Annotated in this window: 21 protein-coding genes and 2 tRNA genes (1 of these 23 cut by a window edge); 11 read left to right on the plus strand and 12 right to left on the minus strand. The window is 73.1% G+C overall.

Annotated elements, in window-relative coordinates:
• Positions 1-45 precede the first annotated feature (45 nt).
• A complete protein-coding gene (locus tag ACIG87_RS27065; protein ID WP_396854268.1) occupies positions 46-1353 on the minus strand; it encodes a glycosyltransferase in 1308 nt (435 codons plus the stop codon).
• Between the two features lie 321 nt (positions 1354-1674).
• On the opposite strand from ACIG87_RS27065, the gene ACIG87_RS27070 reads away from it, so the two are divergent.
• Positions 1675-2478, plus strand: coding sequence for an ATP-binding protein (locus tag ACIG87_RS27070; RefSeq protein ID WP_396854269.1), 804 nt, complete (start codon positions 1675-1677; stop codon positions 2476-2478).
• Between the two features lie 73 nt (positions 2479-2551).
• Positions 2552-3124, plus strand: a complete 573-nt coding sequence (locus tag ACIG87_RS27075) for a DUF5709 domain-containing protein (protein ID WP_396854270.1) — start codon at positions 2552-2554, stop codon at positions 3122-3124.
• Between the two features lie 3 nt (positions 3125-3127).
• Here ACIG87_RS27075 and ACIG87_RS27080 read toward each other — a convergent pair whose 3' ends face one another.
• Both ACIG87_RS27080 and macS read right to left on the minus strand, forming a co-directional pair.
• Entirely contained in the window at positions 3128-3796 is a 669-nt protein-coding gene (locus ACIG87_RS27080) for a response regulator (RefSeq protein WP_396854271.1), read from the minus strand.
• Positions 3793-4923 carry a MacS family sensor histidine kinase gene (gene macS, locus ACIG87_RS27085; RefSeq protein ID WP_396854273.1) on the minus strand — a complete coding sequence of 377 codons (1131 nt, stop codon included), beginning with the start codon at positions 4921-4923 and terminating at the stop codon, positions 3793-3795. Before macS ends, ACIG87_RS27080 begins: the two co-directional genes overlap by 4 nt.
• Positions 4924-5044: 121 nt before the next feature.
• Between macS and ACIG87_RS27090 the strand changes: the two genes are divergently transcribed.
• Positions 5045-5479 carry an ATP-binding protein gene (locus ACIG87_RS27090; protein WP_396854274.1) on the plus strand — a complete coding sequence of 145 codons (435 nt, stop codon included), beginning with the start codon at positions 5045-5047 and terminating at the stop codon, positions 5477-5479.
• A gap of 5 nt (positions 5480-5484) precedes the next feature.
• Here the strand turns inward: ACIG87_RS27090 and ACIG87_RS27095 are convergent, their stop codons facing one another.
• Positions 5485-6423, minus strand: a complete 939-nt coding sequence (locus ACIG87_RS27095; protein WP_396854275.1) for a ribose-phosphate diphosphokinase — start codon at positions 6421-6423, stop codon at positions 5485-5487.
• A gap of 64 nt (positions 6424-6487) precedes the next feature.
• Between ACIG87_RS27095 and glpK the strand changes: the two genes are divergently transcribed.
• From glpK to ACIG87_RS27120, 5 genes are all read left to right on the plus strand, one after another.
• The gene (gene glpK / locus ACIG87_RS27100; RefSeq protein WP_396854276.1) at positions 6488-7972 is read left to right on the plus strand and encodes a glycerol kinase GlpK; all 1485 of its coding nucleotides are present in this window, start codon (positions 6488-6490) and stop codon (positions 7970-7972) included.
• Positions 7973-8063: 91 nt separating this feature from the next.
• Positions 8064-9263, plus strand: coding sequence for a hypothetical protein (locus ACIG87_RS27105; RefSeq protein ID WP_396854277.1), 1200 nt, complete (start codon positions 8064-8066; stop codon positions 9261-9263).
• A gap of 100 nt (positions 9264-9363) precedes the next feature.
• Positions 9364-10968, plus strand: a complete 1605-nt coding sequence (locus ACIG87_RS27110; protein WP_396854278.1) for a glycosyltransferase family 39 protein — start codon at positions 9364-9366, stop codon at positions 10966-10968.
• A complete protein-coding gene (locus ACIG87_RS27115) occupies positions 10965-12719 on the plus strand; it encodes a glycosyltransferase family 2 protein (protein ID WP_396854279.1) in 1755 nt (584 codons plus the stop codon). The genes ACIG87_RS27110 and ACIG87_RS27115 overlap by 4 nt, the downstream gene beginning before the upstream one ends.
• Positions 12716-13714, plus strand: coding sequence for a glycoside hydrolase family 26 protein (locus ACIG87_RS27120; RefSeq protein ID WP_396854280.1), 999 nt, complete (start codon positions 12716-12718; stop codon positions 13712-13714). The genes ACIG87_RS27115 and ACIG87_RS27120 overlap by 4 nt, the downstream gene beginning before the upstream one ends.
• A gap of 49 nt (positions 13715-13763) precedes the next feature.
• Here the strand turns inward: ACIG87_RS27120 and ACIG87_RS27125 are convergent, their stop codons facing one another.
• From ACIG87_RS27125 to ACIG87_RS27135, 3 genes are all read right to left on the minus strand, one after another.
• Positions 13764-14681: an alpha/beta fold hydrolase gene (locus ACIG87_RS27125; RefSeq protein ID WP_396854332.1), complete on the minus strand. Its 918-nt coding sequence runs from the start codon at positions 14679-14681 to the stop codon at positions 13764-13766.
• Positions 14682-14854: 173 nt separating this feature from the next.
• Positions 14855-15079: a GntR family transcriptional regulator gene (locus ACIG87_RS27130; RefSeq protein WP_396854281.1), complete on the minus strand. Its 225-nt coding sequence runs from the start codon at positions 15077-15079 to the stop codon at positions 14855-14857.
• A gap of 22 nt (positions 15080-15101) precedes the next feature.
• Positions 15102-15323, minus strand: coding sequence for a winged helix-turn-helix domain-containing protein (locus tag ACIG87_RS27135; RefSeq protein WP_396854282.1), 222 nt, complete (start codon positions 15321-15323; stop codon positions 15102-15104).
• A gap of 380 nt (positions 15324-15703) precedes the next feature.
• Here ACIG87_RS27135 and ACIG87_RS27140 point away from each other — a divergent pair, with 380 nt between their 5' ends.
• On the plus strand, positions 15704-16018 hold the full coding sequence (locus ACIG87_RS27140; RefSeq protein WP_396854283.1) for a hypothetical protein: 315 nt from the start codon (positions 15704-15706) through the stop codon (positions 16016-16018).
• A 62-nt stretch (positions 16019-16080) separates the two neighbouring features.
• The gene (locus ACIG87_RS27145; protein ID WP_396854334.1) at positions 16081-16422 is read left to right on the plus strand and encodes a hypothetical protein; all 342 of its coding nucleotides are present in this window, start codon (positions 16081-16083) and stop codon (positions 16420-16422) included.
• 67 nt (positions 16423-16489) lie between these two features.
• On the opposite strand, the gene ACIG87_RS27150 is transcribed toward ACIG87_RS27145, so the two are convergent.
• Entirely contained in the window at positions 16490-18049 is a 1560-nt protein-coding gene (locus ACIG87_RS27150) for a S8 family serine peptidase (protein WP_396854285.1), read from the minus strand.
• Between the two features lie 268 nt (positions 18050-18317).
• Entirely contained in the window at positions 18318-19151 is an 834-nt protein-coding gene (locus ACIG87_RS27155) for a phosphoribosylaminoimidazolesuccinocarboxamide synthase (protein ID WP_396854286.1), read from the minus strand.
• Positions 19152-19295: 144 nt separating this feature from the next.
• Between ACIG87_RS27155 and ACIG87_RS27160 the strand changes: the two genes are divergently transcribed.
• Positions 19296-20627 (plus strand): ABC transporter substrate-binding protein, encoded by a 1332-nt coding sequence (locus tag ACIG87_RS27160; RefSeq protein ID WP_396854287.1) that lies wholly within the window; start codon positions 19296-19298, stop codon positions 20625-20627.
• 64 nt (positions 20628-20691) lie between these two features.
• Here ACIG87_RS27160 and ACIG87_RS27165 read toward each other — a convergent pair whose 3' ends face one another.
• From ACIG87_RS27165 to ACIG87_RS27175, 3 genes are all read right to left on the minus strand, one after another.
• Complete coding sequence (locus tag ACIG87_RS27165) at positions 20692-20961, minus strand: hypothetical protein (protein WP_396854288.1); 270 nt, start codon at positions 20959-20961, stop codon at positions 20692-20694.
• Positions 20962-21098: 137 nt separating this feature from the next.
• Positions 21099-21172 (minus strand) — tRNA-Met (locus ACIG87_RS27170).
• 221 nt (positions 21173-21393) lie between these two features.
• Positions 21394-21448 (minus strand) — tRNA-Met (locus ACIG87_RS27175); it runs 119 nt beyond the window's last position.

Raw genomic sequence — 21448 nt, forward strand, 5'->3', positions numbered from 1 at the left:
ACCAGGACGGCCGGCGGCGCGGAAGGACCCGGCCGGGCCGTCCGCTCAGACTCCGACCGGGCCGGCGGTCGTCCCCTCGACCGGAGCGGCGGCCGTCCCCTCGACCGGAGCGGCGGCGTCGCCTTCGACCGGCACCGTGTCGGGCACCTCGACGGACACCTCGACCGGCGTGCGCCGACCCACCACCCGCTCGTAGAGCCGTTCCAACGCGCCGGCCGTCCGCTCCCAGGTGTAGCTGCACCGGACCCGGTCCACCGCGGCGTGCCCGTACGCGAACCGCCCGGCGTTGTCGGCGAGCAGCCGACGCAGCGTCATGCCCAGCGTCCGGACGTCACCGGGGGGCACCAGCCGGCCGGTGACCTCGTCGACCACCGAGTCGGCGATCCCGCCCATGGCGTAGCCGACCACCGGCACACCGCAGGCCATCGCCTCCAGCGACACCCGCCCGGCGGAGGAGTAGTGCGGGGTGCAGGCCACCACGTCGGCAGAGCGGTACCAGGTCGCCAGTTGGTCGTGCGGCACCGCGCCGACCAGGGTGACCTGGTCGGCGACCCCGTTACGCTCGGCCAGCTCCCGCAGCCGGCGGGCCTCGGCGTGGGTGGCCAACTGGTCCGGCGGCGGCCCACCGGCGATCACCAGTTCCGCGTCGCCGACCAGCCGCATTGCCCGGATCAGGTCGTCCTGACCGTGCCCGGGGGAGAGCCCGCCGACGGAGAGGATGCGGGCCCGCTGGTCCCGGGGGGCGGCCTCGCCGTCGGGGTGGAACCGCTCGATGTCCACCCCGGTCGGCACCATCGCCACCGAGGTTCGTTGCAGCCCCATCCGGGTCAACTCGTCGACCTCGTCGTTGCACTGGGCGACGGCGACGTCCACCGCCCGGGTGAGCGCCCGCTCCAGCGGTATCCGCTCACCGGGGCCGTCGTACTGTCGGCCGAGGTGACGCCGCTGTTCGACGCCGAGCGAGTGGAAGGTCTGCACCACCGGGATGTCCGTTTCGCGCACCGCGTGCGCGGCGGCCAGGCCCCCGATCCAGTAGTGCCCGTGCACCACCTCGGGCGTCCACTCCCCGCTCCACTGGTCGGCCAACCAGCGGCCGAACTCGGGGACGTAGGGGACCAGTTCGGCGGTGGCGGTGGGCTGCGCCGGGCCGACGGGCACCCGGTCCACCCGGTAGCCGTCGATCGCCACGCTCGCCGGCAGGGCCGGGTCGTCGCGGCGCTCGTACACCCGGACGTCGTGGCCGCGCCCGGCCAGCTCGCCGGCGACCCGGGCGACGTGCTCGTGGGTGCCGACGGGTGGTCCTTCCGCGTACCGGGGTGGCCCGGCGTGCGCGCAGACGAGGCCGACGCGCATGGTGCACCTCCATGCGATCTGCGAGGGATGGTCTTCCGGTCAGAGCGTCCCATTAACCTGCCTCCGACGAGCCGAAACCTCGCAGATCGGAAGCGGTCAGGCCGCTGGTGGGGGCGGGTGTGGGGCGACACGACGGCCGGCCGGGGGCCGCGTCGATCAATGACCGCACGTCGGCATGACCCGGCCCGCCCGGGGGTACCGACCAGAGATGCCGATGACCCGCACCCTCGCCGACACCGCCATGGTGGTCACCGGTGCCTCCGGCAGGACCGGCATCGCCTCGGCGTACCCCCTCCCCCGACGCGGACGGGCGGGAGGGCGATGAGCCGCGCCGACCTGCCGCCGGCCCGTCCCGGACCCGGCTCCCCCGGGACGGTCCGTCCATCGCGGGAGGGTTGCCGGGTGGCGGCCGACGACTCCTCGGCGCTGGTCCGGCTCAGCGGGGTACTCGGACCGACCGACGCCGACCAGGTACGCGATGCCCTGCTCGCCCGGTTCGGCGACCGGCCCGGTCCGATCGTGGTCGACCTGGCCCGGCTGCGGTGCGTCGGGCCGACCGTCGGCCGGCTGCTGGCCGAGGTACGGCACACGGTGCTCGACTGGCCCGCCGCCGACCTGCTGGTGGTCGACCCGGCCGGGGCGGTCGACGGGGAGTCCGCCGCGCAGTTGGCGGTCTACCCCACCCCGGCCGAGGCGACGGACGCGTTGGCCCGTACGCCGATGGCGGCGGTGCTGTCCGAGGCGCTGACCCCGACGGTCGGGGCGGCCCGGCGGGCCCGGCAGCTGGTCGCCGACGGCTGCGACCGCTGGGGGATGCCGGAGCTGACCGAGCCGGCCTGCATCGCGGTCACCGAGCTGGTCAACAACGTGGTGGCGCACGCGTCGACCCCGATGACGCTCCGACTGGCCCCGGGAAGCGGCAGCACCCTGCACGTGGCCGTCCGGGACCACTCCCGGCAGCAGCCGAGGTACGCGGGCGTGGCGCCGCTCACCTCGACCGGTGGTCGGGGTCTGCTGCTGATCGACACGGTGGCCCGGCGCTGGGGCAGCACCCCGCTCCCGGACGGCAAGGTGATCTGGTGCGTGCTGCACACCGAGGACGAATCCCGGTGGCCGCATGACTGATTCATGCGCTTTCGTCCTGATCCCGGGCCGTCGATCCGGTTACCCGGACCATGGCAGTGGGTAGTGCTCAGCCATGCGCGACGACGAGTTCCCGACCCCCGTGTCCGACCCCGAGGCGCTCGGCCTGCCCGACACCGCCGACGACGACTCGACCGCCAACGACGACGTCCTGACCGGCCGTGAGGCGGACGGCCCGGACCCGGCGCAGCTGCCCGGCGACCGGACCCCGGTGGCCGTCGACGGCTTCGGCACCACCGCCGACGAGCAGCTCGACGGGGAGTCGTTGGACTACAAGCTCGACCGCGAGCAGTACGAGCGGCGGGCCGACGACCCGCTGGCCGGCCCGGTCGACCCGGACATCGCCGCCGAGGCGGAGAACGAGGAGGCCGCCGCGCAGGCCCAGCTCGACGCCGACGTGCTGGATCCCGGCCCGACCTCGGACCCGAACTCCCCGGTCTCGATCTACGACCACGGTCAGCTCGGCACCGTCGCCGATGCACAGGTGGGCCGCCTGGTCGAGCCCGACGAGGGCGACCGCACCGACCAGGAGACCGACAACGTCGCGTACGACGCGGGCGCGGCCGGCGGCGGCGCATCGGCCGAGGAGCTGGCCGTCCACGAGACCCGGCCGCCCGAGGCGCACTGAACCTCAGTCGTCCAGGCCCTGCTCGATCGCGTAGCGGGTCAGCTCCACCCGGTTGTGCAGCTGGAGCTTGCCCAGCGTGTTCTGCACGTGGTTCTGCACGGTGCGGTGGGACAGCCCGAGCCGCCCAGCGATCTGCTTGTAGGACAGCCCTTTCGCCACCAGCCGCAGCACCTCGGTCTCCCGTTCGGTGAGCCGGGGTGCCGTGTCGGGTCGGCCGTCGACGCTCCCGCCGGCCGAGGGGTCGGCGGCGAGCCGCCGGAACTCCCCCAGCACCAGACCGGCCAGGCCGGGGGTGAAGACCGGCTCACCGGCGGCGGTCCGGCGGACCGCGTCCAGGAACTCCGCCGGGGCCGCCGACTTCAGCAGGTAGCCGGTGGCCCCGGCCTTCACGGCGTCCAGCACGCTCTGCTGCTCGCCGCTGGCCGACAGCATCAGCACCCGTACCCGGGGCAACACGGCACGCAGCCCGTGGACCACCGCCACCCCGGAGATGTCCGGCAGCTGGAGGTCGAGCACCACCACGTCGGGTCGGACGGCCGCGGCCACCCGGACCGCCTGGCGACCCTCGCCGCTGGTGGCCACCACCAGGTGCCCGGCCTCGGTGAGGTCGCGGGCCACCCCTTCCCGCCACATCGGGTGGTCGTCGACCACCATCACCCGTACCCCGGTCATCGGTTCCTCCTCGGCACCATCAGCTCGATCTCGGTGCCCTCCCCCGGCGTCGAGACGATCCGTGCCACCCCGCCGAGGTCGGCGATCCGCCCCCGGATGGCCTGGGCCACTCCCAGCCGACCCTGCCGGGCGGCCTCGACCAGCCGGCCCTCCGGGATGCCCGGACCGGCGTCGCGGACCGACACGGTCACCGTGTCCCCCTCGTCCTCGACCAGCACCCAGGCCCGCCCGTCGGCGTGCCGCCGCACGTTGTCCAGCGCCGCCGCCGTCGCCGCGGTCACCTCCCGGGCCACCGGGAAGGGCAGCGGCACCGGGGTGGCCGGGGCGGAGACCTGCACCGCCGCCGAGGCGTACCCGCCGAGCAGGGACCGCAGGTCCACCTCACCGACCGGATCGACGGGGGGCGCCGCCCCGGACCCGGAGATCAACGCGCGCAGGGCCACCTCCTGCTGGCCCGCGAGCCGGGCCAGTTCACCGGCCTCCCCGTCCAGGTGGGCACCGCGCCGCTGGACCAGCGCCAGCACCTGGAGCACCGAGTCGTGGATGTCCCGGGCCAGCCGCTCCCGTTCCCGGGTCGCCGCCTCCAGCTCCACCGCCCGTTGCAACCGCTCCTCGGCGGTCACCGCCAGCCGGGCCACGTGCCCCACCACCACCCCGGCGAGCAGCAGCAGGGTCACCCCGGTCAGCGAGGACGGGCCGATCCGGCCCCGGGTGGCCAGGTCCGTGCCGCCGACCAGCAGGGCCGCCACCGTGCCGCGCCGCCGCCCACCGGAGACCGCCCAAGCCAGCACCGGCCCGGCCAGCCAGGCCACGGCCAGGGCCGGCACCCCGGCCGCCAGCGCCGGGCGTCCCACCACCCACGGCGTGACGGCCAGGATCAGCAGGACCACGCCGAGGTCGGCCAGGAGCAGCGGCCAGCCCCGGTTGGCCGGCCGGGCGTAGCCGACCGCGGTCACCCCGGACCAGGCCAGCATCACCAGCAGCACGCCCCCGGCGGCGAGCGGGTGGGCGTACCGGTCGGCGTCGCGTAGGACCAGCAGGCCGACGTACGCCAGGGAGGCGAAGCGGAAGACCGCGACGGAACGCCAGAGCGGGACCTCGAGACCACCCGGCGGGGACGACGGCATGGCCGCCACGATGCCACAACCGCCCCGGTCACCTGCCGGACCGGCCGGTGGTGCGTCAAGAACCCTGACGTACGGTAGAAATAGCGTGAAAGACTCCGAGATCGCTGTCGGGACAGGGCCCATGACGAACGCAGAACTTCCCACACCGCGTACGGTGGTGCCCATCGAACCTTCCCTTCTCATCGCCGAGGCGTTTGACCAGGCACAGGTGACCGAGCTGCGGCACTCGGTCAGCTCGTGCGCGCACTCGGCCGGGTTGGCCGGTCAGCGGCTCGACGACTTCGTGCTGGCGGTCAACGAGTTGATCACCAACGCCGTCCGGCACGGCGGCGGCCGGGGCTGGCTGCGGCTCTGGCGACGCCCCGGCGAGTTGGTCTGCGAGGTCTCCGACCACGGCCACGGCATCAGCGAGCAGCGGCTCGACGACCGCAGCCGGCCGGCCCCGGACACCGCTGGCGGCTGGGGGCTCTGGTTGGCCCGGGAACTCAGCGACGCGATGGAGGTCGAGAGCGGCGCGGCCGGCACCACGGTCCGGATCAGCGCCGCCGCCAACTGACCCGGTCAGCCGAACAGGGCGCTGACCGACTCGCCGTTGTGTATCCGGCGCATCGCCTCGGCGAGCGCCGGGGCCACCGAGAGCACCTCCAGCTTCGGCACCCGCTTCTCCGCCGGGATCGGCACCGTGTTGGTGCAGACGATCTCGCGTACCCCGTCGGTGTCGCTGAGCCGCTTCAACGCGCCGCTGGAGAAGAGCCCGTGGGTGCAGGCCAGCCGGATCGACCGGACGTTGCGCTCCCGCAGGTGGGCGATCAACTCGATCACCGTGCTGCCCTTGGCGATCTCGTCGTCCAACACGATCACGTCCCGGTCGGCCACCTCGCCGATCACCGTGCTGATGGTGACCCGGTCGTCGCTGAACCGCTGCTTGGCCCCCGCGGCGACCGGCGTGCCGAGCATCCGGGCGAAGGCCGCCGCCTCCTTGGCGTTACCCAGGTCCGGCGAGACCACCACCGTGTTGCCCAGGTCGTACCCCTTGAAGTGGGCGGCCAGCTCACGCAACGCGTGCAGGTGGTCGACGGGGACGCTGAAGAAGCCGTGCACCTGCGGCGAGTGCAGGGTCATCGCCAGCACCCGCTGCGCGCCGGCCGACGTGAGCAGGTCGGCCACCAGCCGGGCACCGATGGAGATGCGAGGGGCATCCTTCTTGTCCGACCGGGCGTACGCGTAGTGCGGCAGCACCACGGTGATCCGGCCGGCCGACGCGCCCCGGGCGGCGTCGATCATGAGCAGCAGCTCGACCAGGTTCTCCTGGACCGGCGGCACCAGCGGCTGGATCAGAAAGACGTCCCGCTCCCGGCAGTTCGCCTGCAACTGCACCTCAAGGCAGTCGTTGGCGAACCGGGACACCCGCACCGGGTGCAGCGGCACCCCGAGGTGGGCACAGATCTCGGCGGCGAGGTCGGGATGGGCGGTTCCACTGAAGACGGCGATATCGCGCACGTCTGGAGATCGTACGGAGCCGCGGCGGTTCTCCGGGACACACCCGGCCGGGTACGGTGCCGAAATGACCGGAGAGTACGTCGCCGCCATCGACCAGGGCACCACCTCGTCGCGGTGCATCGTCTTCGACCGGGCCGGTGAGATCGTCGCCGTCGCGCAACGCGAGCACCGGCAGCTCTTCCCCCGGCCCGGCTGGGTGGAGCACGACGCCGAGGAGATCTGGGCCAACGTCGAACGGGTGGTCCGTGACGCGCTGGCCACCGCCGGCACCGGCCCGGACGGGTTGGCCGCCGTCGGCATCACCAACCAGCGGGAGACCACAGTGGTCTGGGACCGGGCCACCGGCCGTCCGGTCGCCCATGCCGTCGTCTGGCAGGACACCCGTACCGGCCCGCTGCTGCGCGAGCTGGCCGAGTCGTACGGCGAGGAGAAGCTGCGCGCCCGCACCGGGCTCACCCTGGCCACCTACTTCGCCGGCCCGAAGCTGCGCTGGCTGCTCGACCACGTCGACGGGCTGCGCGAGCGCGCCGAGCGGGGCGAGGTGCTCTTCGGCACCATGGACAGCTGGTTGATCTGGAAGCTGACCGGCCGGCACGTCACCGACGTGACCAATGCCAGCCGGACCATGCTGATGGACCTGGAGACCCTCGACTGGGACCGGGAACTGCTCGACGCGCTGCGCGTCCCGGCCGCGATGCTGCCGCAGATCCGCAGCTCGGCGGAGGTCTACGGGACCGCCCACGGGGTGCTCGCCGGGGTGCCGGTGGCCAGCGCGCTCGGCGACCAGCAGGCCGCCCTGTTCGGGCAGACCTGCTTCCAGCCCGGCGAGGCGAAGTGCACCTACGGCACCGGCAGCTTCCTGCTGCTCAACACCGGGGCCAGCCCGGTGCCGTCCACCCACGGCCTGCTGACCACGGTGGCCTACCGGATCGACGGCCAGCCGGCCGCGTACGCCCTGGAGGGGGCGATCGCGGTGACCGGTTCGCTGGTGCAGTGGCTGCGGGACAACCTCGGACTGATCTCGTCCGCCGCCGAGGTGGAGGAGTTGGCCGCCACCGTCGACGACAACGGCGGCTGCTATGTGGTGCCGGCCTTCTCCGGGTTGTTCGCCCCGCACTGGCGCAGCGACGCCCGGGGGGTGATCGCCGGGCTGACCGGCTACATCACCAAGGGGCACCTGGCGCGGGCGGTGCTGGAGGCGTCCGCCTGGCAGACCCGGGAGGTGGTCGACGCGATGAACGCCGACTCCGACGTGGCGCTGCGCCGACTGCGGGTGGACGGCGGGATGACCGCCAACACCCTGCTGATGCAGTTCCTCGCCGACGTGCTGGACGTGCCGGTGGTCCGCTCCCGGATCACCGAGACCACCTGCCTGGGCGCGGCGTACGCGGCCGGCCTGGCGGTCGGCTTCTGGCCGGACCTGGCCACCCTGCGCGCCCAGTGGCGCTCCGACGCGCAGTGGGAGTCCCGGATGAACCCGCAGGACCGGCAGCGGGAGCTGGGCCAGTGGCGCAAGGCCGTCGCCCGCACCCTCGACTGGGTCGACTGACCGGCCCGGACCGGCCCGGGACCGGTGCGTCGGCCGGTGCGTCGGCCGGTGTGGGACGCCCCGGCGGATACCATCCGCTCGGGGGGATGGCATGCAGACAGTCGGCCCGTACGTGCTGCACCGGAAGCTGAGTTCGTGTGCGCTGGGTGAGGTCTGGGCCGCCCGGGACACCGCCGACCGGCCCTTCACCGTGGCCGTGCTCGCGCCGGCCGCCGCCGAGGGAGGCTGGCGGGACGAGTTCGCCGCAGCGGCCAACACGCTGGCCCGCTCGGGCGGCCTGCCGATCACCGGGGCCAACCACACCGGACCGGTCCCCTGGGTGGCCTGCGCCGCCGAGCAGGGCGCGGGTGCCGCGCACGTCTTCCTCGCGCTGGGCCAGCAGCTCACCCCGACACCGGTCGAGGAGCCCCGGCCGACGCTGGCCGGGACGACCACGCCGACGTCCCCGGCGGCGATCACCGCCGAGCCGGCCATCAGGGACACCGCCGCGCCCCACCGTCCTGCGTCGCCGCCCCCGGTCCACCCGCTGACGCCGGCCCGGCACCCCTCGACCCCGCGCCAGGCGACATCGGTGGCGTACCCGGGAACGGTGGCATCCGCCGGGGCGGACCGACGGGGGCGGACGGTGCTGGTGCTGGCGCTGGTGGCCGGGTTGGCGGCCACGCTCGGCGTGGCCGGCGGCTACGGCGTCGCCGGCCGGTCCGCCGACAGCACCCCCGCCACCGCCGCGCCGACCCCGGGTGTCGACCTGGGGCTGCCGACCGCGCCGCCGCGCCGACCGGGGGTGGAACCGCCGATCGGCGGCGGCTGGCCTACCGCCGCGCCTCACTTCGCCGGCACCGAACCGACCCGGGAGATGACCGGACTGCCGGGCGTCGGCTTCACCTTCCGGGTGCCGATCGGCTGGAGCTGCACCGAGGCCGGCCGCACCAGCGGTTCGGCGCACTACCAGTGCGGCGTGCCCACCGCCGACGGGTCGATCATCGGTGGCGACCTGGTCGTCCGGCAGTGCCCCCGGCTCTGCACCGACGAGCGCCGCACCGCGCTGCGCCGGCAGGAGGAGGCGTGGGGGTTGCAGTGGATCCGCAGCGGCGAGTTCACCACCTGGGCAGAGACCGCCCGGGTGGACGGTGCGCCGCGCTACGGGCTGGTCTACCTCTCCTACTGGCGCAGTGTGCCGGAGGACGCGGTCGACCGGCAGTTGGTGCTCCGGATGACCGCGCCACTGGACCGGGCCGACGAGGTACGCAAGGTGGCCGCCTCGGTACGCGAGGACACCTTCACCCTCTGACGCGGGGCGGGAGGCCACCCCGGGTCGACCGGTACCCTCCGCCCGGACGCCGACGGCGCTGCGGCTTGTCCCTTCCACGACCGGGCGGGCCATGGTAGGCATGCTGGCTGGCTCCCCCGACAACCCCGCCCCGCGCCGGCCCGTCCCCGGCGCGGCGAGGACCGCCAGGAGCGACGCACCGACCGCCCTGATCGTCCGCGTCCCCGACCTGCCGCCCGATCCGGCTGCCCCCTGGCACCCCACCGGGGCCGACCAGCCGGAACCGCCGGAACCGCTGGACGCGCCCTGGCTGCGGCACCTGGCCCGGCTGCTGCCGATGGCCATCGTCGGCGTCCTCGGCGCGCTCGGGCTGCACCGGCCCGGCCTGTGGGAGGACGAGCTGGCCACCTGGGGCATGGTCAGCGTCGGGTTCGACGACTGCGTGGCGGTGTTGCGCAACGTCGACGCCTCCGTCGGCCCGTACTACCTGCTGATGCGCGGCTGGGTGGCGCTGGCCGGCAGCTCCGACGTCGCGCTGCGGATGCCCTCGCTGCTGGCCATGGCGGCGGCGGCCGGGCTGGTGGCCGCGATCGGCCTGCGGATCGGTGGGCTGCGGGTCGGGCTGGTCGCCGGGGTGCTGTTCGCGGTGCTGCCGACCACCTCCCGGTACGCGCAGGAGGCCCGGCCGTACGCCCTCGCGGTGTTCGCCGCGACGCTGGCCACCCTGCTGCTGATCCGGCTGCGGGAGCGGCCCCGGTTCCTCCGCCACCTGGGCTACGCCGCCGTGGTGACCCTGCTCGGGCTGCTGCACCTGGTCGGGTTGCTGCTGCTCCCCGCGCATGCGGCGGTGGCCTGGCGGACGGCGGCCCGACGGCGCACCTTCTTCGGCTGGCTCGGGGCGGCGGTGGCCGGCGTGCTGCCCGTGCTGCCGGTGCTCTGGCTGGCTCGCCGACAGACCGGTACGCAGCTCCACTGGATTCCGCCGGTCACCGTGGACCGGCTGGCCGACACCCCGGAGGCGCTGTTCGGCGGTCCACTGCTCGCCGGCGCGGTGCTCGCCCTGGCCTTCCTCGGCATGTCGATGCGGCAGCGGGCCGCGGTGGCCACCGCCTGGCTGATGCTGCCCACCCTCGGCCTGCTGGTCGCCGCCCAGCTCACCCCGCTCTGGCTGCCGCGCTACCTGCTGTTCACGGTGCCGGCCTGGGCGCTGGTGGCCGCGCTGGCGCTGCGTCGCAGCTCGCTGCTGCGGGGCACCGCCGCGATGCTGGCGATCGGGCTGCTCGGCATCCCGGTGCAGGTGGAGATCCGCGGTGGCAGCGGCCACAGCCAGGGCACCAAGGACGTCGCCGCGGTGCTGCGGGCGAACGCGGACCCCGGCGACGTCCTGGTGTACGGCCCGTTCGACGCGGGTGACCAGCGCACCAGCCGGGACGCGGTGAACCGGTACGTCGACGAGAGCCGGCGTCCCCGGGACGTGCTGCTGACCGTCCCGGCCCGCCGGCAGGGCACCGTGGGCGCGCGGGAGTGCGCCGACCGGGACGTGCCGGTCTGCCTGGGCCGTCCGGACCGGGTGTGGATCGTCCGCAAGGGGGCGTTCGACAACCCGGTGCAGCGGATCGGGCCGGCGAAGGAGGCCGCGCTCAAGCCGTACGCGCTCGAGCGCACCTGGCGGGTCCGGGGGTTCAGCATCGCGCTGCTGGTGGGCAGGCCGGAGGCGGCGACGTGAGTACCCGGGCCGGCGCGGGCCGGGCCGGCGAGACGACGGAGTCCCACCGCCCGGCGGTGCCACCCCGACCCGGCCCGGCAGTGCCGCCACAGCGCCCGGCGGTGCCGTCGTGGCCGGGGCAGGGCGCACCGGGACGGCCGGCGGTGGTGCCGGCCCCGCGCGGACCGGCGGCGCGGCAGGCGGTGGCACCGGCGGTGCCGGGCCGCCCGAAGACCGTCGACCCGTCCCTGCCGCTGCCCCCGGACGACGAGGAGAAGGCCGCCTACCGCCGACGCCGGCTGCCGGTGTTGACGGTCGCCTCGCTCGTCAGCTTCGGCGGGCTGCTCACCAGCCAGTTGCTCTTCGTCCGGATGGCCCCCTGGCTGCTCCTGCTGCTGCCGCTGTTCGGCTTCACCGTCCTCTACCACCTGATCTCGCTCACGGTGAACATCGGCACGCCCGGCTTCGACCTGGACCGGCACCGCCGGCTGGTCCGCGACTTCCGACCGGCAGAGCACCCCTCGGTGGACGTCTTCCTGCCGGTGTGCGACGAGGCGACCGAGGTGCTCCGCAACACCTGGGAGCACGTCAGCCGGATGGTCGACCACTACCCGGGGCGGACGCACGTCCACGTGCTCGACGACTCGGCGACCGACGAGCGGGAGGCGATGGCGCTGGCCTTCGGCTACGTCTACCAGCGCCGCCCCAACCGGGGCTGGTACCGCAAGGCCGGCAACTTGCGGTACGCGTACCAGCGCACCCTGGGCGAGCACATCCTGGTGCTCGACGCCGACTTCACCCCCCGCCACGACCTGCTCGACGAGCTGGTGCCGTACCTGGCCGCCGAGCCCGACCTCGGGATCGTGCAGTCCCCGCAGTACTTCCGGGTGCATGCCGGGCAGGGTTGGCTGGAGCGGGGAGCCGGGGCGGTGCAGGAGTTGTTCTACCGGATGGTGCAGGTCTCCCGGCAGCACCACGAGGCGGCGATCTGTGTCGGCAGTTGCGCGCTCTACCGGCGGGAGGCGCTGGACGCGATCGGCGGCTCCACGCTGATCGAGCACTCCGAGGACGTACACACCGGGTTCGACATGCGGCGGCGCGGCTGGCGGCTGCGTTACCTGCCGGTGCCGCTGGCCACCGGTTTGTGCCCGGCCGACGTCAGCTCGTTCTTCACCCAGCAGTACCGCTGGTGCGCCGGCTCGATGAGCCTGCTCGGGTCGACGAAGTTCTGGAACACCCGGATGCGGCTGCGCACCCGGCTGTCGTACCTCTCCGGGTTCTGCTACTACCTGCACACGGCGCTGTTCACCTTCGTCGGGCCGCTGGTGCCGATCGTGCTGCTGGCCTGGTTCCCACAGTCGGTGGCCCCGGCGAACTACCTGTGGATCGTGCCGAGCCTGGTCTACAACCTGCTGTTCTTCCCGCTGTGGCACCACTGCGCCTACCGGGTCGAGGCGTGGACCGTGAAGATGATCTACGGCTGGTCGCACGCCTTCGCGATCTGGGACCTGCTGCGCGGGCAGAGCATGGGCTGGCAGCCCACCGGCGGCACGGAACGGAAGAGCAGGACGGGTCGGCTGTGGTGGGCAATGGCCGTCTGCACGGCGGGCAGCGGAGCACTGTGGACCGGCCTGGCGGCGCACCGGATGATCACCGACGACCTGCTGACCTTCGCGCCCGCCTTCCTCGGTGGCACCTTCTACCTGGCCCTCGCGTTGCAGGCGCTGCTGGTGGAGCCGGCGCGGGACATCCGGCCGGAGCGTTCCCGGTGACCTCCCGCCAGCTGTTCACCATCGTGACGATGTTCGTGATCGGGGTGTTCGGCTACGCCGCGCTCGCGCCCGGCCCGGCCAGCCGCCCGGCCCGGTTCGCCACCGAGCCCAACGGCTCGGCCACGCCCACCGCGCCGCCCCCGGCGTACGACGTCCGCCCGCTGGTCCAGCCGCAGGGCCGCTACCTCGGGGTGGCGCTGGACGGGGCACCGCAGGACCTGAGCCGGGTCGACCGGTTCGCCGACCTGGTCGGCAGGAAACCCAACATCATCACCATCTACGAGAGCTTCGACGACGAGTTCGCCGCCGCCGAGGTCCGGCGGGTCCACCGGTACGGGGCGCTGCCGATCGTCCGCTGGGAGCCGTTCAAGGCGAAACTGAAGGACATCGCCGCCGGGCGGCACGACCCGTACCTGGTGGAGTTCGCGGTCGCGGTGCGCCGGCTCAACCTGCCGGTCGCCCTCACCATAGCGCACGAGATGAACGGCCACTGGTACCCGTGGGGCGCGCACGACAACACCGCCGAGGACTTCGTCGCCGCCTGGCGGCACATCCACGCCGTCTTCGGCCGGGCTGAGGCGACGAACGTGATCTGGACCTGGACCCCGAACGTGGTCGACCCGGTCCCGTCGGTGAGGCTCGCCCCGCTCTTCCCCGGCGACACCTACGTGGACTGGGTCGGCATCGACGGCTACTTCACCCGACGCGGTGAGCAGACCTTCGACGACCTGTTCGGGCCCACCATCAAGCAGGTCCGCCGGTTCACCCAGCGGCCCCTGCTCATCGTGGAGACCGGCGCCGAGGCGGGCACCCTGCGTGCCCGCGCGGTCGACGAACTCTTCACCGCCATGCGCAGACGGCCCGACCTGCTGGGCTTCGTCTACTTCAACCAGAAGGGCTCCGGCGACTGGGTGATCGACTCGGACACGCCGGCCCTCGCCGCGTACCGGGACGGCGCGGCGGCCGACGCCCGGATCGGCTTCCGGGTGGGCTGACCCGACGGACCCGCTCCCGGAGCGTCCCGACCGGCCCGCGCCGGGCGCATCAGCGCAGCGACCGGAAGGCGGTGCGCAGTTCCTCGGAGAAGATCTTCGGCTGTTTCCAGGCCGCGAAGTGCCCGCCCCGGTCGAGCTTGTTGAAGTAGATCAGGTGGGGATACGCCTGCTCGGCCCAGCTCTGCGGGGCTTCGTAGAGCTCGTCGGGGAAGACGCTCACCGCGACGGGAACGGACACGCCCTTGGCGGCGAAGAAGGACAGCTTGTTCTCCGCGTAGAGCCGGGACGCGGAGATCGCCGTGTTCGTCAGCCAGTAGAGCGAGATGTTGTCCAGCACGTCGTCGCGGGTGAGGCCCTCGGTGGCGCTCTCGAAGACCCGTGAAATCAGCGCCAGGCTGCGCGCGTCGTGGTCGAGCAGGAAGGCCGCCAGGCCGACCGGGGAATCCGCCAACCCGGTCAGCGTCTGCGGGCGGGTCGCCATCATCAGGGCGTACGCGACGTGCTTCCAGACGTAGTCCAGCTCCCGGGCCGCGCGCACCTCGTCCTCGGACAGGCCCGGTGGCAGCGAACCCAGGGCGTTGTTCGCCCCGGTCGTGTCGCCCTGGAACAGGTTGTCGATCTCGGGCGGGACCGCACCGGCCATGTTGGTGTGGATGCCGAGCAGCTCCGGTGGCGTCTGCACACCCAACTGGTCCACGATGACCGCACCCCAGTCGCCGCCCTGCGCGACGAACCGCTGGTAGCCGAGGCGCTTCATCAGCTCGGTCCAGGCGGTGGCGATCTTCTGCGGGTTCCAGCCCGGCACGGTCGGCTTGCCCGAGAAGCCGTGACCGGGCAGCGACGGGATCACCAGGTGGAAGGCGTCCATCGCGCTCGCGCCGTGCGCCATGGGGTCGGTGAGCGGCTCGATGATCTTGAGCTGCTCGATCACCGACCCGGGCCACCCGTGCGTGACGACGAGCGGCAGCGCGCCGCCGCACCTCGGAGCCTAGAGCGCCACGACCGGGGCTCGTGGCGATACGAGCAGCCCGGGACAGCGGCCGGTTCATCCGGGTGACGGCCGGACGACATGCTCACCCTGGCCGGCGGCGGACTGGCCCGGCACCTGCGGATCAGCCGGACGACGGCCCGACGCTCCGGCTACTCAGCCTCCGCCACGAGGACGCCCTTGCCCTGCTTGCCGTATACCAGGCCGCGATCGTGAAGTAGACCGAAGGCGCGGTTCACGGTGGCGAGTGAGACGTGATGCCTGTCGGCGAGTTCGGCGGTGGAGGGCAACTTGTCGTGTGCCTTCAGCTCTCCGGACCTGATCTGGCCGGCGATGCCGTCAGCGATGCGGCGGTACTCAGCCTGCTCGTAGGGCACGAGCTGAGTCTAGGTCAGCAGGTCAGTTCGCCGGCAGGGCCTTGACGTAGACGCCCTCCCCTTGGCGGCCTTCGACCAGACCTTCGGTCTTGAGGACCAGCATGGCTCCACGGATCGAGCCGTAGGACACGTCGTACTCGGCTTTCAGCTCCGCCGTGGAGGGAAGCTTGTCCCCCACAGCGAGCTTGCCGCTCCGGATCTGCTCGCGGATGGCCTCGGCCACCCGCTCGTACTTGGCGGGCATCTGAACTCCTCGGGTCGCACCCCGAGTAGATCACTTTCAGAAAGCCACATCAACTATGTCGAGCAGGCTAGACTAAGTAGACATAGTTGATTAGGCTTCGAGTCGTGTTCGTCCTCGGGTCGCACCAGGAGGGGCACAGGTCCGGTGCCTGCCCGCTCGTTCCCCGTGCCGAGTTGCGGCAGGCACCGGACCTGATCGACCACCAGCCACGTCGAATCAGGCCGGTCCAGGGTCGGGCCGCGCATCGCTGTCGACAGCGGGGAACGGAGGCACATGCAGCCCAGCACAGATGCGCCCGCCGAGCAGATCGAGGGCCTTCTTTCAACGGGATCGGCGACCGGGCCAGCGGCACTACCGAGGGCCAAGAGACGGGATCGTCTATGACCGACTATCCGGCGATCCATGGTCCGTCGAGGCCGGACTGGGACTGCCTCGTCTGCGGTGAGCCCTGGCCGTGTCTGACCCGCAAGCGCCAGCTCAAGGAGCTGTGCCAGTGCAACATTCGCACGCTCGTGCACTACCTGAGCCCCTACCTGAGCGACGCCCTCCAGGACATCGACGGGATGAGCGCGGCCGAGATCACCGAGCGTTTCGTGGGGTGGTGCAGCAGACCGCTGGAGGTGTGGATATCGCCAGAGCGGGAGAGAACTCCGACCGGGGACATCGGTACGCACACCGGCGAGGAGGCAGGATGACGGACCCGAGGAACTCCGGCTCGATGCCGACCCGGAAGCTGACGACGGGAGCGGCCCGCCCGGTGCCGAACAGCGGCCCTCGTGCTCAAGCCGGCTCCACGGTCGAGGTTCCCGCACCGGGGGACGTCCTCCGCGTGACCCGTGCGGCGTCCGTGCAGTTCATCCGACCGATGACCTTCAAAGTGATCAAGGTGCTGACCGAGCTGCACACCTATGACGGCTGGCTCTGGCTCCGGGGCTACCAGTTGGACGACAAGGGGAACGCGGTAGCCAGCCGGGAGATCTTCGTCCAGCCGGCGGGCCTGGTGACGGTGCAGAGGCATCGGCCCCCGAAGGCAGCCACGACCAACGCCCAGCGCAGAAGGAACATGCCGCCGGTCAGGGCAGCCCGCCGTACTGGATAGCGGTGCGGCGGGAGGAGACCGGGCGGATCAGGGACCTCGCCTCCCCGGGCATCCGCCCGGTGCCGGTTCACCGGCCGGGGCCGGGCCCCGGTTCGTCGAAGAGCTGCACCGGTGGGCCCGGCTCGGTCGGCTCCACCGACCGGGCGGGTGCCGACGCGACGGCCGCCCGCCAGCGTCGCCGGCGCACCCTCGGCAGGGTCAGCGCGACGGCGCAGACCACGAGGACGGTGGCGAGGGCGATCACGGAGCCGGCCAGCGCGATCCGCCGGCTCTCCCGTACCGCCGGGTCGGGCCGGTCGACGGCCGGCCGGAACGGGGGCGGCACCGGCCGTGCCTCCGGCAGCAACCGGTCGTTGATCGCCCCGTACGGGTTGACCGTGCCGTGGCCGTACTCGGCGCGGTCGGCACCGGGGACCGCCGTCACGGTCAACAGCCGGATCACTTCGCTCCGCGAGGTGCCGGCCCGTTTGGCGAGGGTGAGCGCGGCCGTAGCGGCGACGAAGCCGCACGCCAGGGCGGTGCCGTCGGCGGCCTCGACCAACCCGCTGCCGCGTTGGGTGGTGGTGACGGCGACGCCCGGCGCGACCAGGTCCAGGTACGGACCGTACTGCGCCTTCCGCCAGCGCCGGCCGTCCGGACCGATCGCCCCGACGGCGACCACCTCCGGGTAGCCGGCCGGGTAGGAGACCGGATTGCCGTCACCGCCCCGGTCACCGCTGGCGGCCACCACCACCACACCCCGGTCGGCGGCCCGGCGGACCGAGGTACGCAGCGTCTCGGCGTCCCGGTCGACGGCGACGGTGACCGCGACCACCCGGGCACCCCGGTCGACCGCCCAGGTGATGCCCCGGGCGAGCACTGCGGCATCGACCGGGGTGTCGCCGAACGCCTGGTCGTCGACCACCCGCACGGGCAGCACCCGGGCGCTCGGCGCGAGCCCCGCGAACGGGGACGGGCCGGTCTGCCGGGCGACGATCAGCCCGGCCACCCGGGTGCCCTGACCACTGCAGTCGGTGTCGGCCGGGCCGTTGCCCCGGACCGCGTCGAAGCCCGTCTCGACCCGGCCCCGCAACTGCGGGTGGTCACCGTCCACCCCGGAGCCGAGCACCGCGACGGTGACCCCCGAACCCTGACTCGACGGCCACACCTGTTCCGGGGCGAGCACCTGCTGGGCCCAGGACGGCGTGGTGACCTGCCCGCCGGCCGGTGCGCAGTCCGGCGTCGCCAAGGCGGGCGTCACCGGCCCGACGAGGACGGTCGCGGCGAGCCCGACGACGGCTCCACCCGCCAACCAACGCCGTCCCGGTCGCGACGCGCCACCGTCCGACAGTCGGTGTCGGCCCGGTCGTACCGCGCCGTTGCTCGTCAATTGGACCCGTACCCCCGTGGTCGCCGGCCGTTGTCGACCCGGCCCACGCCCGGCCGTCCGGCCCGGGGTGAAGTGCTGCCCGGACAGGTCCATGGTGGAGAGGCGCTGGCCGCCACCGTCGCCGTTGTCGTCACGCAGCTCAGGAAGGTGCAGCTCGGCCCGGGTGAAGAGGCGGAAGGACTTCGTGCGGTCGTCGTCGCGCACCGCGCGCAGCAACCCCCGTTCGGTGTCGGTGGCCGGCTGCCACGACTCGCCCACGACGGGTCTCCTCCCTGCCCGGTGCCGGACCTGAGCCTATCGATCCCCCGTCGACGGACGGGACAGGCTGTGCACGCTAGGCTACTGGTCGGTTGCCGTCCGCCGACATCCCCTGAGGAGGAACCCTGCGACGTGCCGTCGCGATCACCGTCCGGGTCGACCCGGAACAGGTCGCCCGACGGCGGCCCGGGGTGGGACCAGCCCACAGGTGGACGGCCCCACCGAACACAGTCCGACCGGTCACGGCCCGCACCGGTGGCCCGGCAGGTCAGGACCAGCGTTCGCCGGTCAACCGCTCGTAGACGTCGACGTAGCGGGCCCGGGTGGCCTCCACCACGTCGGCCGGGACCTCGGGGGCGGGGGCCTGCTTGTCCCAGCCGCTGCTGGTCGCCCAGTCCCGGACGTACTGCTTGTCGTAGGAGAACTGGGTACGACCCGGCTGGTACGACTCGGCGGGCCAGTACCGGGACGAGTCGGAGGTGAGCACCTCGTCGCCGAGGACCAGGGTGCCGTCCGGTGCCCAGCCCAGCTCGATCTTGGTGTCGGCGACCAGGATGCCCCGGTCGGCGGCGAGTTCCGCGCCCCGCCGGTAGACGTCGAGGGTGATCTGGCGCAGCCGCTCGGCGGTCTCCGCGCCGACCTTGTCCACCACGGCGGCGAAGGTGATCGGTTCGTCGTGTTCTCCGGCCGGTGCCTTGGTCGACGGGGTGAAGATCGGCTCCGGCAGGATCGACGCCTCGACCAGCCCCCGCGGCAGCGGTACGCCGGAGACCGCGCCGGTCTGCTCGTACTCCTTGAGGCCGCCGCCGGTGAGGTAGCCGCGGGCGACGCACTCGACGGGCACCATGTCCAGCCGGCGACAGCGGATCGCCCGACCGGCGAACTCGGCGGGCACCTCGGTGGCCGAGATGACGTGGTGGGGCACCAGATCGGCGAGCTGCGCGAACCACCAGAGCGACAGGGCGGTGAGCAGCCGACCCTTGTCCGGGATCGGGGTGGGCAGCACCACGTCGTAGACGGAGATCCGGTCGGAGGCGACGAGGATCAGGTCGTCGCCGTCGGCGTAGACGTCCCGGACCTTGCCCGAGTGCAGAAGTTCCACGCGCCCTAGTACACCACGGGTACGACGCCGGCCGGTGCGCCCACCCGGGTGGCTGGCGTACGGCGGGCCGCCGGGCGTTGACACTGGCCGCGCCGCCTGCGTGAATGATCCGGCTACCGGCCCGCCCGTCCCCAGGAGCACCCGTTGTCCGCTGCGCGCTTCCCGCTCCCCCGGCCCGGCGTCGATCCGGCCCGGCGGCGGCTGCTCGGCGCGCTGCTCGGTCTGCCGGCGCTGGCCACCGGCGGGCTCAGCGGGTGCGGCGTCGAGCCGGACTCGCCGGCACCGGACGGCCCGGTGGAGCTGTCGGTCTTCTGGTACGGCGGCACCCGGCGGGCAGAGGCCACCGAACGGGCCCTGCGGTTGTACTCGGCGCGCAATCCGCTGGTCACCTTCCGGGTGACCTGGCAGGGGCAGGGCGGCTACTACGACCGGCTCGCCACCCAGGCCGGTGGCGGCAACGTGCCCGACCTGTTCCAGATCGACGACTCGATACTCGGCGAGTACGCCCAGCGGGGCATCGTCCTCGACCTCGGCGGTTACGTCGACGACGGCCGGATCAACCTGAACACCCTGCCGCCCGGCCTGGTGGACTACGGCAAGATCGACGACCGGGTCTACGCCGTCCCGGCTGCGCAGACCCACGCCGCCGTGGTGTTCAACCGGGACCTGCTCCGCCGGCTCGATGTGCCCGAGCCGACCACCTCGATGGCCTGGGCCGACTACCTGAGCTGGGCCGCCGGGGTGACCCGGGCCAGCGGCGGCCGGGTCGCCGGCTCGATGGACCCGTCGGGGGACCACCGGGCGCTGTGGCTCTGGCTGCGCGGGCTGGGCACGAAGTTCTACCAGGGACGCCAGTTGGGTTTCGGCTCGGCGGCGCTACTGGACTGGTTCGAGCTCTGGGAACGGGCCCGCAGCCAGCGGGCCACCCCGGCCGCCGCCCTGGTCGACCGCGCCGACGGCGGTGACCCGGCCCGGCAACTGGTGGTCACCGGGCACACCGCCGCCTCGTTCGCCTGGTCACACCAGCTCCCCGAACTTCAGCGCTACACCAAGGACGAGCTGGCCCTGGTCGGCTTTCCCGGCCCCCGGGCCGCCCAGTGGGACTGGGCGTCGATGTACTGGGCAGGGTTCCGGGGCACCCGTCATCCGGGGGTGGTGGCGAACGTGGTCAACTTCCTCACCACGAGCGTGGAGGTGGGCCAACTCCTCGGCACCGAACGGGGCCTGCCGGCCAGCCTGACGGTGCGGCAGGCGGTCGTCCAGACGCTCGACGATCCGATGGCCGAACGCGTCGCCGCCCTCGGTGACGCACTGCACCAGCAGGTGGGCCCGGCGCCCGAGCCGCCGCCGAAGGGGCACGGCGAGGTGCGTGACCTGCTCACCGAGGCGGCCCGGAGCATCCGCGCGGGACGCTCCGGGGCGCGGGCGGCGACGTCACAGTTCATGGCGCGGGCCCAGGCGGCCCTGGCCCGGTGACGGTCAGTGGGCGCTGACGTCGTGTTGCCGGCCCCGTGACGAGTCAGCGGGGCGGGGTGACGGGTCAGCGGGGCGGGCGGTTGCGTCGGTTCCGCGTCAGCAGGACCACCAGCAGGACGATGCCGCCGACCACCACCAGGCAGCAGAGCAGCCCGAGGATGCCGAACCCGCCGCCCCTCGACCGCCGACGCGCGGCCTCCACCACCAGCTCACCGGTGCCGGTGGACGCCCAGGCGGCCACCGGCACGAAGACCGAGAGAACCACCGCGCCGAGGACCGCGCTCAGCCGGCCCCACCACTTGATCCCCGTAGACGTGCTGATCCCAGTAGACATGCCCCCATCCTGACCGAGGACAGCAAGTCCGGCACCCCGAAGGGCGGGTCGCCCCTGTCTGCCGGGCTTCCGGGTGGCTTCGGACCGGCCGGAAACGGCGAGAGGCCCCGGAGAAAACTCCGGGACCTCTCGAACAGTAGCGGGGACAGGATTTGAACCTGCGACCTCTGGGTTATGAGCCCAGCGAGCTACCGAGCTGCTCCACCCCGCGTCGGCTCGTTAAGCCTAACCCATCCGTCCGACGGAGATCAAACCGGGCCCCGATCCGACATCCGCCCAGCTCAACACCGCTGTTCGGCACCGGTACGCAAAGTGACCCTCCAACGCGGTCGGCGGCGTCACCGGACCCGCGACCATTCTGGCGCAAACTCCAGGGCGGGAGTGCGAGAACGGCGAGAGGCCCCGGAGAAAACTCCGGGACCTCTCGAACAGTAGCGGGGACAGGATTTGAACCTGCGACCTCTGGGTTATGAGCCCAGCGAGCTAC

This window comes from Micromonospora sp. NPDC051925 (assembly GCF_044548625.1).
Classification (GTDB): Bacteria; Actinomycetota; Actinomycetes; order Mycobacteriales; family Micromonosporaceae; genus Micromonospora.

What these genes read in the sequence shown, in the direction of transcription:
- ACIG87_RS27065 (WP_396854268.1), bottom strand. Translation starts at nt 1,353, where the DNA reads ATGCGCGTCGGCCTCGTCTGCGCGCACGCCGGGCCACCCCGGTACGCG.
- ACIG87_RS27070 (WP_396854269.1), top strand. Translation starts at nt 1,675, where the DNA reads ATGAGCCGCGCCGACCTGCCGCCGGCCCGTCCCGGACCCGGCTCCCCC.
- ACIG87_RS27075 (WP_396854270.1), top strand. Translation starts at nt 2,552, where the DNA reads ATGCGCGACGACGAGTTCCCGACCCCCGTGTCCGACCCCGAGGCGCTC.
- ACIG87_RS27080 (WP_396854271.1), bottom strand. Translation starts at nt 3,796, where the DNA reads ATGACCGGGGTACGGGTGATGGTGGTCGACGACCACCCGATGTGGCGG.
- macS (WP_396854273.1), bottom strand. Translation starts at nt 4,923, where the DNA reads ATGCCGTCGTCCCCGCCGGGTGGTCTCGAGGTCCCGCTCTGGCGTTCC.
- ACIG87_RS27090 (WP_396854274.1), top strand. Translation starts at nt 5,045, where the DNA reads ATGACGAACGCAGAACTTCCCACACCGCGTACGGTGGTGCCCATCGAA.
- glpK (WP_396854276.1), top strand. Translation starts at nt 6,488, where the DNA reads ATGACCGGAGAGTACGTCGCCGCCATCGACCAGGGCACCACCTCGTCG.
- ACIG87_RS27105 (WP_396854277.1), top strand. Translation starts at nt 8,064, where the DNA reads ATGCAGACAGTCGGCCCGTACGTGCTGCACCGGAAGCTGAGTTCGTGT.
- ACIG87_RS27110 (WP_396854278.1), top strand. Translation starts at nt 9,364, where the DNA reads ATGCTGGCTGGCTCCCCCGACAACCCCGCCCCGCGCCGGCCCGTCCCC.
- ACIG87_RS27135 (WP_396854282.1), bottom strand. Translation starts at nt 15,323, where the DNA reads ATGCCCGCCAAGTACGAGCGGGTGGCCGAGGCCATCCGCGAGCAGATC.
- ACIG87_RS27140 (WP_396854283.1), top strand. Translation starts at nt 15,704, where the DNA reads ATGACCGACTATCCGGCGATCCATGGTCCGTCGAGGCCGGACTGGGAC.
- ACIG87_RS27165 (WP_396854288.1), bottom strand. Translation starts at nt 20,961, where the DNA reads ATGTCTACTGGGATCAGCACGTCTACGGGGATCAAGTGGTGGGGCCGG.